The organism is Xanthomonas sp. LMG 12460 (genome assembly GCF_009192895.1).
Lineage (GTDB): Bacteria > Pseudomonadota > Gammaproteobacteria > Xanthomonadales > Xanthomonadaceae > Xanthomonas_A > Xanthomonas_A sontii.
This window is the reverse complement of the sequence record NZ_NKUH01000024.1, coordinates 1-13,384: the sequence shown is the minus strand read 5'-3', so window position 1 is coordinate 13,384 and position 13,384 is coordinate 1. Positions and strand designations below refer to the sequence as shown.

General features: G+C 67.7%; 13 protein-coding genes. 8 read left to right on the top strand and 5 right to left on the bottom strand.

The window, feature by feature from the left end:
• Positions 1-89: 89 nt before the first annotated feature.
• From CEK66_RS05835 to ykgO, 5 genes are all read right to left on the bottom strand, one after another.
• On the bottom strand, positions 90-1,370 hold the full coding sequence (locus tag CEK66_RS05835; protein ID WP_193312580.1) for a TraB/GumN family protein: 1,281 nt from the start codon (positions 1,368-1,370) through the stop codon (positions 90-92).
• A gap of 158 nt (positions 1,371-1,528) precedes the next feature.
• Entirely contained in the window at positions 1,529-2,413 is an 885-nt protein-coding gene (locus CEK66_RS05830) for a carbon-nitrogen hydrolase (RefSeq protein WP_152236251.1), read from the bottom strand.
• A gap of 141 nt (positions 2,414-2,554) precedes the next feature.
• On the bottom strand, positions 2,555-3,592 hold the full coding sequence (locus CEK66_RS05825; protein ID WP_152236250.1) for an agmatine deiminase family protein: 1,038 nt from the start codon (positions 3,590-3,592) through the stop codon (positions 2,555-2,557).
• A gap of 168 nt (positions 3,593-3,760) precedes the next feature.
• Positions 3,761-4,090, bottom strand: a complete 330-nt coding sequence (locus CEK66_RS05820; protein ID WP_152236249.1) for a hypothetical protein — start codon at positions 4,088-4,090, stop codon at positions 3,761-3,763.
• 127 nt (positions 4,091-4,217) lie between these two features.
• Positions 4,218-4,343, bottom strand: a complete 126-nt coding sequence (gene ykgO / locus CEK66_RS05815; protein ID WP_010342887.1) for a type B 50S ribosomal protein L36 — start codon at positions 4,341-4,343, stop codon at positions 4,218-4,220.
• A 172-nt stretch (positions 4,344-4,515) separates the two neighbouring features.
• On the opposite strand from ykgO, the gene cmk reads away from it, so the two are divergent.
• From cmk to galU, 8 genes are all read left to right on the top strand, one after another.
• Complete coding sequence (gene cmk / locus CEK66_RS05810) at positions 4,516-5,187, top strand: (d)CMP kinase (protein WP_017910699.1); 672 nt, start codon at positions 4,516-4,518, stop codon at positions 5,185-5,187.
• A gap of 230 nt (positions 5,188-5,417) precedes the next feature.
• Positions 5,418-7,097, top strand: coding sequence for a 30S ribosomal protein S1 (gene rpsA, locus CEK66_RS05805; RefSeq protein ID WP_010342889.1), 1,680 nt, complete (start codon positions 5,418-5,420; stop codon positions 7,095-7,097).
• Between the two features lie 80 nt (positions 7,098-7,177).
• Complete coding sequence (locus tag CEK66_RS05800) at positions 7,178-7,483, top strand: integration host factor subunit beta (RefSeq protein WP_010342890.1); 306 nt, start codon at positions 7,178-7,180, stop codon at positions 7,481-7,483.
• Between the two features lie 73 nt (positions 7,484-7,556).
• Positions 7,557-7,856 (top strand): LapA family protein, encoded by a 300-nt coding sequence (locus CEK66_RS05795; protein ID WP_043092107.1) that lies wholly within the window; start codon positions 7,557-7,559, stop codon positions 7,854-7,856.
• Between the two features lie 6 nt (positions 7,857-7,862).
• On the top strand, positions 7,863-9,041 hold the full coding sequence (lapB, locus tag CEK66_RS05790) for a lipopolysaccharide assembly protein LapB (protein ID WP_017910701.1): 1,179 nt from the start codon (positions 7,863-7,865) through the stop codon (positions 9,039-9,041).
• A complete protein-coding gene (locus CEK66_RS05785) occupies positions 9,041-10,030 on the top strand; it encodes a glycosyltransferase family 4 protein (RefSeq protein ID WP_152236248.1) in 990 nt (329 codons plus the stop codon). Before lapB ends, CEK66_RS05785 begins: the two co-directional genes overlap by 1 nt.
• Positions 10,030-11,940: a nucleoside-diphosphate sugar epimerase/dehydratase gene (locus CEK66_RS05780; protein WP_152236247.1), complete on the top strand. Its 1,911-nt coding sequence runs from the start codon at positions 10,030-10,032 to the stop codon at positions 11,938-11,940. Before CEK66_RS05785 ends, CEK66_RS05780 begins: the two co-directional genes overlap by 1 nt.
• Complete coding sequence (gene galU / locus CEK66_RS05775; RefSeq protein WP_026144715.1) at positions 11,940-12,821, top strand: UTP--glucose-1-phosphate uridylyltransferase GalU; 882 nt, start codon at positions 11,940-11,942, stop codon at positions 12,819-12,821. Before CEK66_RS05780 ends, galU begins: the two co-directional genes overlap by 1 nt.
• The last annotated feature ends 563 nt before the right edge of the window (positions 12,822-13,384 follow it).

The following is a 13,384-nucleotide window of genomic DNA, read 5'->3' as shown; positions in this document are numbered from 1 at the left end:
CGCCGTACTGCTGAGGCGTCGGGACTGAAGTCCCTCCCACGAAGGCGAAATCCGCGCGGTGACAGTTGCCGCCGCCGCGCGGCGGGTGTTCAACCCGCCAGCTTGCCGAAGATGCGGAAGCCGGCCAGCCACACGCCGAGCATGCTGCCCAGGTTGGTCAGCAGGAAGGTCAGCACCACCCGCGAGACGCGGTTGCGGTACCAGCCGCGCAGGTTCTGCGCATCGTCGCGCAGCGCCAGGAAATCGCCATAGGCCGGCTTGCGCATGTGCACTTCGACCAGGGCGCTGAACGCCCCGGCCGGCACGCCCGGGCGGAACGGCTTCAGCGGCGCGGCGATGGCGCCGGCGATCACGCTCAGCGGATGCCCGCCGGCCAGGATGCAGCCCAGGCCGGCCAGGCCGCCGGTGAACAGCACCCACTGCAGCAGCAGGTCGGTGCCCAGGGCGAAGCCGCCGTGCCAGTAGCCCCAGGCCACGCCGCCCAGCACCAGCGCGGTCAGGGTCAGGGTGATCCACGGCACCTTCTTCTTGGTCTGCACCTCTTCCAGCGCCTTGCGCAGCGCCGCCGGGTCGTCCTGGTCGCCCTGCAGGTGCCGCGCCAGGCCGGCCAGGTGGCCCGCGCCGACCACCGCCAGCACGTCGCGCACGCCGGCACCGGGGGCGCCATCCAGCGGTTCGGCATTGCCGGCCAGCGGCAGCGCGCGCTGTTGCGCCTGTTCCTCGCGCAGGCGCGTGGCCATGTAGCGGTCGCGCTCGGCGATGATGGTGTCGTACAGCGCCGGGCTCTCGCTGGCGAAATCGCCGAAGCTGGCTTCGAGCATGTCGCCCTGCTTGAGCTTCTCGATCTCCGCCTCGCCGACCTCGTCGGAGGCGAACAGGCCGCCGAGCAGGCCGCTGGCCAGCTTCAGCTTGCCGAAGAAGCCGAGCCGGCTGGAGGCGCGCTTGAAGGTCAGGCCGACTTCGCGATCGATCAGGTACACCGGCAGTTGCCGTTCGCGCGCCAGCAGGACTGCGCGCTTGAGTTCGGCGCCGGGCTCGATGCCCAGTTGCTCGGCCAGGCGCCGCTGGTAGGCGGCCAGCGCCAGATTGGCGGCGAACAGGGCCACGCGGCCCTTGCGGATCACCTGCACCAGGTCCAGCTTGGTCAGCGCGTCCGGATCGGTCAGCGCCTGCAGGCGCTGCGGATCCAGTTCCACCGCCACCGCGTCGAAACGGCCGCTGCCGATCGCCCGTTCCACCGCGGCGACGCTGGCCAGGGACACGTGCGCGGTGCCGAGCAGGGTGTAGCGGATGCCATCGCGTTCGACGATGCGGTAAGGCTGGCCGTCGAACAGCGCATCGTCGCCGTCGGCCTGGGAAAGTTCGTTCATTCCATCACTCATCGGAGGGCGCCTCGGCTGCGCCGGGGCTCAGCGGGCATGGGGGTGTGAGGGCATCGGCCGCGATCGGCATGGGCGCCTGCGGCCGGGTCGCGCCGCGCCGCACTCAACGGCGCTGCACTAGCAAAGACCCGGCACGGCGCTGCGGGTCAGTCGATGTAGCGCTTCAGCAGGTCGCCGTAGGCATCGATGCGGCGGTCGCGCAGGAACGGCCAGATCCGCCGCACGTGCTCGCTGCGCTGCAGGTCCACGTCGCAGACCAGCACGGTCGGCTCGCCACCGGCCTCGGCGATGAACTCGCCCTGCGGCCCGAGCACGTGGCTGTTGCCCCAGAACTGGATGCCCGACGCGCCCAGCGGCGACGGCTCGTGGCCGACCCGGTTGCAGCTCAGCACCGGCACGCCATTGGCCACGGCATGGCCGCGATGGCTGAGGATCCAGGCATCGCGCTGGCGTTCCTGCTCGGCCTGTTCGTCGCTGGGGTCCCAGCCGATCGCAGTCGGGTACAGCAGCAGTTCGGCGCCGGCCAGGGCCATCAGCCGCGCCGCTTCCGGATACCACTGGTCCCAGCACACCAGTACGCCGAGGCGGCCGACCGAGGTCTGGATCGGGGTGAAGCCCAGATCGCCCGGGGTGAAGTAGAACTTCTCGTAGAAGCCCGGATCGTCGGGGATGTGCATCTTGCGGTACTTGCCCAGCAGGCTGCCGTCCTTTTCGAACACCACCGCGGTGTTGTGGTACAGCCCGGCGGCGCGGCGCTCGAACAGCGAGCCGACCAGGACCACGCCATGGCGCTTGGCCAGCGCGCCCAGGCGCTCGGTGCTGGGGCCGGGAATCGGCTCGGCCAGGTCGAATTCGTCCACCGATTCGTGCTGGCAGAAGTACGCGCCGTTGTGCAGTTCCTGCAGCAGCACCAGCTGCGCGCCCTGCGCGGCGGCCTCGGCCACACGCGATTCGATCGCTGCCAGGTTCGCCGCGGCGTCGCCGTGGTTGCGCTCCTGGATCAGCGCGACGGAAAGAGTGGTTCGGGTCATTGCGGAATCAAGGTTCGCGGTAAACCGGCATGGTAGCGCGGATGGCCGCGCGGCAGGTTCCGGGGAGATGAATCCCGCGCCACGCGTGGCGGCGGCGCGGGTGCTCGGTGCTGCGCCGGCGTGCGGCGCAGGCGCGGCGGTTCAGTCCGCCAGCAGGCCGGCCGGCAGCTGCATGGTGATGCAGTGCAGGCTGCCGTTCTGCCAGATCAGCGCGCGACAGGGGATCGGCACGATCTCGTGCTGCGGGAAGGCCTGCGCCATCACCGCCTGCGCCTGCGCATCGGCCGCGTCGCCGTAGGCCGGCATCAGCACCGCGCCGTTGACGATCAGGAAATTGGCGTAGGACGCGGCCAGGCGCCGGCCCTGATCGATCACCGGCTGCGCCCACGGCAGCGGGAACAGGCGATAGGGCGCGCCCTCGGCGGTACGCAATGCGGCCAGTTCGGCGCCCATCGCCTGCAGCTCGGCGTAGTGCGAATCGCCGGCGTCGTCACAGGCCTGGTAGACGATCGCGTCGGTCCCGGCGAAGCGGGCGAGGGTGTCGATGTGCGCGTCGGTGTCGTCGCCTTCCAGGTAGCCGTGGTCCAGCCACAGCACGCGCTGCTGCGCCAGCCAGTCGGCCAGGTCGTGGCTGAGCGATTCGCGGCTGCGCTGCGGGTGGCGCTCGTGCAGGCACTGCCAGGTGGTCAGCAGGGTGCCGGCGCCGTCGCAGTCGATGGCGCCGCCTTCCAGGGCGAAGTCGATGCGGCGCACGTCGCTGTCGGCGAACAGGCCCTGCTCGGCCAGCACGCTCACCAACTGGTCGTCACGGCTGGCCTGGAACTTGCCGCCCCAGCCGGTGAAGCGGAAGTCCAGCAACTGGAAGCCGCCGCCGGCGCGCGCCAGGGTGATCGGGCCGGAATCGCGCAGCCAGGTGTCGTCGTACTCGGCCTCGACGAAGCGCACCCGCTGCATGTCCACCCGCGCCGAGCGCAGCCGCGCCTCGGCGTAGATCTGCAGGTCGGCGTCGGCCACGCAGATCAGCACCCGCTGGAAGCGCACGATCGCCGCGACCAGGGCGATGTAGGTTTCCTCGACCTCGGCCAGGCGCTCGGCCCAGTCGGTGCCGGCATGCGGCCAGGCGATCAGGATGGCGGACTGGGGCTCCCATTCGGCGGGAAGGCGAAGACGATCAGACATTGCGACCACTACTCAGGTTGTGCCCGGCATCGCGCCAGGGTGTGTGTCGTTCGTATCCCGCACCGGCGGGGCGCGGGAGCTTTGCGCCGCGCCGCGGCTAGGCGACCGCGACGCGGCAGTGCTGGGGTGCTCGGCCAGGCGCACGCGCGACCGGGCGCAGGGTCGGCGTCAGCGGATCGCGGGTTTCGGGCCGATCTCGTTGGCGTCGGCCTTGTTGGCGACCACGTCCACCACCTTCTGTTTCTCGAAGTACACGGTGAAGGCCGGATAGACCCAGCGGTTGATGGTCGGCCATTGCCGCTTCTGGCCGCCACGCGGCTCCAGCTTCTGCTGCGGTGCGCCGTAGCGCGCCTGCACCTGGGCCATGCTCAGGCCGCGGGTCGGCAGCGCCGCGGCGGGCTCTTCCCTGACCCGGTCGACCAGCAGGGTCTCGGCGTGGGCGCCGCCGGCCAGACCCAACACGGCCAGCAGCGGCAGGACGGACAGACGATGCTTCATCACGTGTACTCCCCAGAGGACGAGCGCCGATTACAGCAAACTTCGATAACAAAAAACCGCCCGAAGGCGGCTTTCGTCGACGACCGGCCACCGCTGCGCGCGGCGCGGCAGGGCAGGCCGGATCGGATCAGCGCTGACGCGCCTTGAAACGGGGGTTGGACTTGCAGATCACGAAGACCTTGCCGCGGCGGCGGACCACCTTGCAGTCGCGGTGACGGGCCTTCGCCGACTTCAGGGAGGACAGGACTTTCATGGCACACCTCGGCGTAAACTTGTGGATTCGAAGGAGGGCGGCACGGCCGAAACCATGGCGCGGGATCAGTAAGCCGGCGATTATAGCCTGGTTTTCTTCATGGTTTCAACTGCTTGCGCCAGCCCGGCCGGCGTCGGCGCTACAATGCGCCGACCCCCGTCCGAGGAACCGCATGAACGAGCCCGCTCCCGTCCTGACCATCGATGGCCCTTCCGGGGCCGGCAAAGGCACCGTCAGCCGCATCGTCGCCGCCCGCCTGGGCTGGCATTACCTGGATTCGGGGGCGCTGTACCGGGCGGTCGGGGTGGCGGCCAGCTGGGCCAATCTGGACATTTCCGACGCCGCCGCCCTGGTGCGCTGCACGTTCGACACCCGGGTGGATTTCGACGAGGTCGCCGATGGCGGCCTGCGGGTGCGGATCAACGGCGCCGATGCCACCGACGAGCTGCGCCTGGAGACCACCGGTGCGGTGGCCTCGGCGATCGCTGCCATCCCCGAGGTGCGCGCGGCGCTGAAACAGCGCCAGCGCGCCTTCCGCACCCCGCCGGGGCTGGTCGCCGACGGTCGCGACATGGGGACGGTGATTTTTCCGGACGCCCCGTACAAGGTGTTCCTGACCGCCAGCGCCGAGGAGCGCGCCCAGCGCCGGCATAAGCAGTTGAAGGAAAAAGGGGTTTCGGTTATATTCGACGACCTGCTGCGCGAGATCATGGCCCGCGACGCACGCGATGCGCAACGCGCGGTGGCCCCGCTGAGGCCGGCAGACGATGCCGTCCTCCTCGATACCACCGGCATGGACATCGATCAGGTGGTGGGCCGCGTCCTGCAGTTGCTGCCGGTCTGAGCGGCACGCAGGGCAGGGCAGCAGTTTGGTGGCGTCGTGCACGCCACCGGTTCCTCGTTACACCCGCAACATCCATGTTCCATCGATAGCGTCAAAGGCTCCGCTGCGCAATTCCGCGCTGCGGTTTTTCCATTCCACACCCGGCCGCTGTTCGGGCCGACTAACAGGTGGACAGTCGCTGTTTTCCAGAAGAAAACGCCCTGTCCGTGTGTCCACTAGAGTAATTTCAAATGACCGAATCTTTTGCCGAACTGTTCGAAGCCAGCCAAGCCAACCTGGCCAAGCTGAAGCCCGGCGCCATCGTCACCGGTACCGTCGTGGAAGTCCGCGGCGACGTGGTGGTGATCAACGCCGGCCTGAAGTCCGAAGGCATCGTGCCGATCGAGCAGTTCCGTAACGACGCTGGCGAAATCGACGTCGCCGAAGGCGACCTGGTCAAGGTCGCGCTCGACTCGCTCGAGAACGGCTTCGGCGAGACCGTGCTGTCGCGCGAGAAGGCCAAGCGCGCCATGGTGTGGGACGAGCTGGAAGAAGCGTTGGAGAAGAACGAGACCATCACCGGCCGCATCAGCGGCAAGGTCAAGGGTGGTTTCACCGTGGACATCAAGGATGTCCGCGCGTTCCTGCCCGGTTCGCTGGTGGATGTGCGCCCGGTGCGCGACCCGGCCTACCTGGAAGGCAAGGAACTGGAGTTCAAGCTGATCAAGCTGGACCGCAAGCGCAACAACGTGGTGGTCTCGCGCCGTGCGGTGGTCGAGAGCGAGCACTCGGAAGAGCGCGAGCAGCTGATGGACAAGCTGCAGGAAGGCGCGATCCTGAAGGGCGTGGTCAAGAACCTGACCGACTACGGCGCGTTCGTGGACCTGGGCGGCATCGACGGCCTGCTGCACATCACCGACATGGCCTGGAAGCGCGTGCGCCATCCGTCCGAAGTGGTCAACGTCGGCGACGAGCTGGACGTGCGCGTGCTGAAGTTCGATCGCGAGCGTAACCGCGTCAGCCTCGGCCTGAAGCAGCTGGGCGAGGATCCGTGGGACAACATCGCGCGCCGTTACCCGGCCAACAGCCGCGTGTTCGGCAAGGTCTCCAACGTCACCGATTACGGCGCGTTCGTCGAGATCGAGCCGGGCGTGGAAGGCCTGGTGCACGTGTCCGAGATGGACTGGACCAACAAGAACGTCAACCCGTCCAAGGTCGTGCAGGTCGGCGACGAAGTCGAAGTGATGGTGCTGGACGTGGACGAAGAGCGTCGCCGCATCTCGCTGGGCATGAAGCAGGTCGCCGCCAATCCGTGGGAGACCTTCGCCGCCACCCACAAGAAGAACGACAAGGTGTCCGGCCAGATCAAGTCGATCACCGACTTCGGCATCTTCATCGGCCTGGACGGCGGCATCGACGGCCTGGTGCACCTGTCCGACATCAGCTGGAACACCACCGGCGAAGACATCGTGCGCAACTTCAAGAAGGGCGACACGCTGGAAGCCGTGGTGCTGGCGGTGGACCCGGAGCGCGAGCGCATCAGCCTGGGCGTCAAGCAGCTGGAGCAGGATCCGTTCGGCCAGTACATGGCCGCCAACCCGAAGGGCTCGAAGGTCGAGGGCGTGGTGCGTGAAGTGGACGCCAAGGGCGCCACCATCGACCTGGCCGACGGCATCGAAGGCTACGTCGCCGCGCGCGACATCGCCAACGAGCGCGTCGACGACGCCAGCCAGCACCTGAAGGTCGGCGACAAGATCGAAGCCAAGTTCGTGGGCATGGACCGCAAGGGCCGCACCCTGCAGCTGTCGATCAAGGCCAAGGACGATGCCGAAATGCGCGAAGTGCTGGAGGAATACCAGTCCGCGTCGGGCGGCACCACCCAGCTGGGCGCGCTGCTGCGTGCGCAGCTGAACGGCAACAAGTCCGAGTAATCCGCCACACGCAGCGTTACTGGCACGGCCCGGTGTTCCCGGGCCGTGCCAGGTTGCGACCCCACTGCACGCATCCGTAAATGACCAAATCCGAGCTGATCGAAATCCTGGCGCGCAAGCAGGCGCATCTGAAGTCGGACGACGTCGATCTGGCGGTGAAGTCGTTGTTGGAAATGATGGGCGGCGCCCTGTCCGGCGGCGATCGCATCGAGATCCGCGGCTTCGGCAGCTTTTCCCTGCATTACCGGCCGCCGCGCCTGGGACGCAATCCCAAGACCGGCGAGTCCGTCGCGCTTCCCGGCAAGCACGTGCCGCATTTCAAGCCCGGCAAGGAGCTGCGCGAGCGCGTGAGCGGCGTCGTCCCGGTCGAATCCGACACGCCCTGAGCCCGGCGTCCGGCGCTTGCCGGAATCCATGCCTGTTCGGCTAATCTAGTGTCTCCCGACGCTGGAGTTGCTCATGAAGATCGCACGACTGCTGATCCTGCTGGTGTTGCTGTTGGCCGGCCTGGTCATCGGGTCGCTCAATTCGCAGCCGATCCAGATCAACTTCGTGTTCTCCAGCATCGCCACCACCTCCGGCATCGCCATCATCGTCTCGCTGTTCGCCGGCGTGCTGATCGGCGCCTCGCTGGTCCTGGCGGCCCTGGTGATCCCCCTGTATGCCAAGCTGCGTCGCGCCAACAAGGCCGCGAACGCCGCGACCCCGGCCGTCGCGCCGGTTTCTACCCATGCCCACCAGCCCTTGGACGGACGCTGATCTTCGATGGACTTTCTGACCGAGTGGTTCTGGTTCTTCCTGTTCCTGCCGCTGGCGGCATTGAGCGGCTGGGTGATCGGCCGCCGTGGCGGCCAGCGCCATGGCGATACCCAGGTCAGCCGGCTGTCCAGCACCTATTTCCGCGGCCTTAACTACCTGCTCAACGAGCAGCCGGACAAGGCGATCGAGCTGTTCCTGCACATCGCCGAACTGGACAAGGAAACCTTCGAGACTCAGGTCGCGCTGGGTCACCTGTTCCGCCGCCGCGGTGAGGTTGACCGCGCCATCCGCCTGCACCAGGGCCTGGTCCAGCGCGGCGACCTGAGCGACGCGCAACGCGTGCAGGCCTTGCTGGCGCTGGGCGAGGACTACATGAAGTCGGGGCTGCTGGACCGCGCCGAAACCGTGTTCACCGAGCTGGCGCAGATCGACCAGCGTGCGCCGCAGGCGCTCAAGCACCTGATCGGCATCTACCAGGCCGAGCGCGACTGGGAAAAGGCCATCGACAACGCCACACGTTACGAAGAGGTGACCGGCGAGCCGATGGGCAAGCTGATCGCCCAGTTCGAATGCGAACTGGCCGACCGCTACCGCGCCTCGGGCAAGAACGACCTGGCGCGGGAGGCGATCGCGCGCGCCTACCAGGCCGATGCCAAGTCGGTGCGTGCCGGCATCCTGGAAGGGCGCATCGACGTCGACGACGGCAACGACGAGGCCGCCATCCGCGCCTTCGAGCGCGCCGCGCGCCACGACCCGGACTACCTGCCGGAGATCATGCCGGCGCTGATGGAGTGCTATCGCCGCGGCAACGATCTCAGCGGCGCGCGCGCGTTCCTGTCGGAGATGACCGAGCACTACCGCGGCATCGCTCCGGTGCTGGCGCTGACCCGCCTGATGGAGTCGCAGGAAGGCATTTCCGCCGCGCGTTCCTACCTGGGCCGGCAGCTCAAGGACCGGCCGTCGGTGCGCGGCGAGTCCGCGCTGATCGACCTGACCCTGGCCGAGGGCGCCGATTCCACCGCGACCCTGCAGGATCTCAAGCACATCACCGACCAGCTGCTGGTGCGCAATCCCAGCTATCGCTGCACCCGCTGCGGCTTCGGCGCGCGCACCCACCACTGGCAATGCCCCAGCTGCAAGGAGTGGGGCACGGTCAAGCCGTTGCTCAACTACGCGGTGGTGTAGTGCCCATTGCAGGAGCCGCGCTGCTCTTGGCGCTCGGGGTGTTCAGCGCGGCCGGCACCTGGCTGTCGCGCCAGTACGCACTCAAACGCAAGTTGATGGACGCGCCCGGCGAGCGGCGCAGCCACACCGTGGCCACGCCGCGCGGCGGCGGCGTGGCGATCGTGGCGGCGGTGCTGCTGGCCTGCGGCTGGGCGGCCCTGCAATGGCCGCAGCACGGCGGGGGCATCGCCACCGTCGCCGCCGGCCTGGTGCTGGTCGCTGGCGTCGGCTGGTGGGACGACCACCGGTCGCTATCGGCGGCGCTGCGATTGCTGGTGCATGCGGTCGCCGCGACCCTGCTGGCTGCACTTGTCTACAAGGCGAGCCAGCCGCTGTGGATGGTCGCGCTGGTGTGGTTGGCGACGGTTTCGCTAATCAATATCTGGAATTTCATGGACGGCATCAATGGTCTGGCCAGCAGCCAGGCGATGCTCGCCGCCCTGGGATTCGCCTGCCTGCTGCCGGCTCCGCTGCGCTGGCCATGCTGGGTGCTGCTGGTGGCCTGCGCGGGATTTTTGCCGTTCAACTACCCCCGGGCGCGCATTTTCCTCGGCGATGTCGGCAGCGGCGCGCTTGGTTACCTGATCGCCGCGCTGTTCGCCTGGTGCCTCGTCGCCGGCGGACAGGCGCCCTGGCTGCCGGCATTGCCGCTGTCGGCCTTTGCCATCGACGCAGGCTTCACGCTCGTCTCGCGCATGCTCGCCGGCGAACGCTGGTGGCAACCGCACGCGCAACATTTTTACCAGCGTTGGGTACACACCGGCAGTAGCCATACTGTCGTCACGCTCGCCTACGGTCTGTTCAGCATTGTCGCGATTACAATTGCGCGGCTGGGCAGGCCCCTGGATGCGGGCACGCAGGCCGGTCTGACGATCGCCTGGTTCTGTTCGGCAGGTGTGCTTTGGCTGGCCTTGCGCAACCGGATGCGCCGAACTCTCACGGATCACTGATGCTTTCCACGCGCGACCGAGTTACCGAGCTGTTTCCCAAGGCCTCTGTGGTTGTCCACGATCTGGCCATCGTCTGGGTCTGTTGGCAATTGCTGCATGCCGCGCGCTACACCATGCTCCCCGGCGAGCATCCGTTGCCGCTGTGGAACCTCAACACCGCCATCGTGCTGGTGGCCCAGGGGCTGGTGTTCTGGAAGGTGGGCCTGTACCGCGGCCTGTGGCGCTTCGCCAGCGTTCCCGACCTGCTCAATATCTTCAAGGCCAGCTTCTATGGCCTGGTGGCGATCGTGCTGGGGCTGGCCTACAGCCGCTTCGATGCGATCCCGCTGTCGGTGCTGATGGTGTATCCGTTCGCGCTGTCGGCGCTGCTGGGCGCGCCGCGGCTGCTGTATCGCGCCTGGAAGGACTACCAAATCGCGCACTCGGACGACACCGCGCGGCGGGTGCTGATCGTCGGTGCCGGCCGTGCGGCCGAGGCCCTGGTGCGCGACCTGCGCCGTTCCGGTGCCTACCAGCCCGTGGGATTCGTCGACGACGCCGGTCACCTGCACGGCGCCAAGCTGCAGGGCCTGCCGATCCTCGGCCGCATCGACGAAGCCGGCGCGATCGCCAAGGAAACCGCGGCCAAGCTGCTGGTGATCGCGATCCCGTCGTTGGACGCGGCCGGCATGCAGCGGGTGGTGGCGATCTGCGAAAGCACCGGCCTGCCGTTCCGCACCGTGCCGCGCCTGCTCGACGTGCTCGAAGGCCATTACCTGCCGGGCGAGCTCAAGGAGGTCGCGATCGAGGACCTGCTCGGGCGCAAGCCGGTGACCCCGGACTGGAAGCTGATCAAGGGTTGGTTGTCCGGGCGGACCGTGCTGGTCACCGGCGCCGGCGGCTCGATCGGCTCGGAACTGTGCCGTCAGTGCGCGCGTCACGGTGCGCATAAGATCGTGCTGCTGGAGATCAACGAGCTGGCGCTGATCACCATCCATGCCGACCTGCACCGGACCTTCCCCGATCTGGAGATCGACTGCGTGCTCGGCGATTGCGGCGATCCGGCGGTGATCCGCCACGCCATGCAGGTGGCCGAGCCGGACGCGGTGTTCCATGCCGCCGCCTACAAGCAGGTGCCGCTGCTGGAGCGGCAGTGCCGCGAGGCGGTGCGCAACAACGTGCTGGCCACCGAGAACGTGGCGCGCGCCTGTGTCGCGGCCAAGGTCTCGACCTTCGTGTTTATTTCCACCGACAAGGCGGTCAATCCGGTCAACCTGCTCGGCGCGTCCAAGCGCTACGCCGAAATGGTGTGCCAGTCGCTGGACGACCAGGCGGTGAGCACGCGCTTCGTCACCGTGCGCTTCGGCAACGTGCTGGACTCGGCCGGCAGCGTGGTGCCGCTGTTCCGGGAGCAGATCCGCCAGGGCGGCCCGGTGACGGTCACCGATCCGCAGGTGACGCGCTACTTCATGACCATTCCCGAAGCCAGCCAGCTGATCGTGCAGGCGGCGGCCTCGGCGTCGCATGGCGCCATCTATACGCTGGACATGGGCGAGCCGGTGCCGATCCGCCTGCTTGCCGAGCAGATGATCCGCCTGGCGGGCAAGCAGCCCGGGCGCGACATCGCCATCGTCTATACCGGCCTGCGTCCGGGCGAGAAGCTGCACGAGACGCTGTTCTACGCCGACGAGAACTACCGGCCCACCTCGCATCCGAAGATCCTCGAGGCCGGCGTGCGCAGCTTCTCGCGCGAGGACGTGCTGCGCGGCGTGCAGCAGTTGCGCGCCGCCGTGGCCGATTACGACAGCGACACCATCGAGAAAGTGTTGCGCATGACCATGCCGGAGTTCGCGCCCTTGCGTCAGCAAGACGGTCACGACGGCTCCGCTACCATCGTTCCATTCCCCGCACGCGAGGCCAGAAGGCTCTGATGAGCAAGAGAATCCGCAAGGCAGTATTCCCGGTGGCAGGTTTGGGTACCCGCTTCCTTCCCGCCACCAAGACCGTTCCCAAGGAAATGCTGCCGATCATCGATCGGCCGCTGATCCAGTACGCCGTGGACGAGGCGATCGAAGCCGGGTGCGACACCCTGATCTTCGTCACCAACCGCTACAAGCACGCGGTCGCGGATTATTTCGACAAGGCCTACGAACTGGAGCAGAAGCTGGAGCGTGCCGGCAAGCACGAGCAGCTGGAAATGATCCGTCACGTGCTGCCGGACGGCGTGCGCGCGGTCTTCGTGACCCAGGCCGAAGCGCTGGGCCTGGGCCACGCCGTGCTGTGCGCCAAGTCGGTCATCGGCGACGAGCCGTTCGCGGTGCTGCTGCCGGACGACCTGATCTGGAACCGCGGCGACGGTGCGCTGAAGCAGATGGCCGATCTCAACGAACGCAGCGGCGCCAGCGTGATCGCGGTGGAAGACGTGCCGCACGAGAACACCGCCAGCTACGGCATCGTCGCCACCGAGGCCTTCGACGGCCGCAAGGGCCGCATCGCGCAGATCGTCGAGAAGCCCAAGCCGGAAGACGCGCCGAGCGATCTTGCGGTGGTCGGGCGCTACGTGCTCAGCTCGAAGATCTTCGAACTGCTGGAAAGCACCGGCACCGGTGCGGGCGGCGAGATCCAGCTGACCGACGCCATCGCCGCGCTGCTGAAGAGCGAGGAAGTGGACGCCTACCGTTTCGAGGGCACTCGTTTCGACTGCGGGACCCACCTGGGCCTGGTCGAGGCGACCATCCGGTTTGCGCTGGAGAACAAGAAGCTGGCCAAGCCGGCGCGCGCGAAGCTCACGCAGATGCTCGCGGAGGAATGAGCCTGGTGCTGCGCGCCGCTGCAGAGCGGTGCGCTGGCTGAGTGCCGATCCAGGAGCGTCTGGCGGCTAATTCGATCCGGATAAGCCGAATCGGATGACAAACGGAAAAGGCAGCCGCGAGGCTGCCTTTTCCGTTTGTGCGCTGGTCTGTACAACACGCGCTTGGTGCCGGACCCTCACCCCAACCCCTCTCCCGGAGGGAGAGGGGCTTGAGCGTGCGCGACGCTGCTTCAGCCATCGAGACCGCATCTCCCTTCTCCCACCGGGAGAAGGTGCCCCGAAGGGGCGGATGAGGGTACGGGTGCCGCTGCGTACAACGAAAGCCAGCGCTGCCCTGCATCGCGAGTCGCTTCGCGCCGTACCCTCACCCCAACCCCTCTCCCGGTGGGAGAGGGGCTGTGTACTGCTCCCTTCTCCCGTTGGGACCATGGCCCCCTTTTCGGGGGAAGGTGCCCCGCCGGGGCGGATGAGGGTACGGGCGAAGCCTCTTATCGCAAGATCGGGTCGGGCGGTTTGCGCTCCCTCCCCTCACCCCCACCCCTTCGTTTTTTACCCAACTGCCG

Bases quoted from the DNA above. Each gene is read 5' to 3' on its own strand.
- rpsA (WP_010342889.1), top strand. From the start codon at position 5,418: ATGACCGAATCTTTTGCCGAACTGTTCGAAGCCAGCCAAGCCAACCTG.
- galU (WP_026144715.1), top strand. From the start codon at position 11,940: ATGAGCAAGAGAATCCGCAAGGCAGTATTCCCGGTGGCAGGTTTGGGT.
- CEK66_RS05825 (WP_152236250.1), bottom strand. From the start codon at position 3,592: ATGTCTGATCGTCTTCGCCTTCCCGCCGAATGGGAGCCCCAGTCCGCC.
- cmk (WP_017910699.1), top strand. From the start codon at position 4,516: ATGAACGAGCCCGCTCCCGTCCTGACCATCGATGGCCCTTCCGGGGCC.
- CEK66_RS05830 (WP_152236251.1), bottom strand. From the start codon at position 2,413: ATGACCCGAACCACTCTTTCCGTCGCGCTGATCCAGGAGCGCAACCAC.
- CEK66_RS05795 (WP_043092107.1), top strand. From the start codon at position 7,557: ATGAAGATCGCACGACTGCTGATCCTGCTGGTGTTGCTGTTGGCCGGC.
- CEK66_RS05835 (WP_193312580.1), bottom strand. From the start codon at position 1,370: ATGAACGAACTTTCCCAGGCCGACGGCGACGATGCGCTGTTCGACGGC.
- lapB (WP_017910701.1), top strand. From the start codon at position 7,863: ATGGACTTTCTGACCGAGTGGTTCTGGTTCTTCCTGTTCCTGCCGCTG.
- ykgO (WP_010342887.1), bottom strand. From the start codon at position 4,343: ATGAAAGTCCTGTCCTCCCTGAAGTCGGCGAAGGCCCGTCACCGCGAC.
- CEK66_RS05820 (WP_152236249.1), bottom strand. From the start codon at position 4,090: ATGAAGCATCGTCTGTCCGTCCTGCCGCTGCTGGCCGTGTTGGGTCTG.
- CEK66_RS05800 (WP_010342890.1), top strand. From the start codon at position 7,178: ATGACCAAATCCGAGCTGATCGAAATCCTGGCGCGCAAGCAGGCGCAT.
- CEK66_RS05780 (WP_152236247.1), top strand. From the start codon at position 10,030: ATGCTTTCCACGCGCGACCGAGTTACCGAGCTGTTTCCCAAGGCCTCT.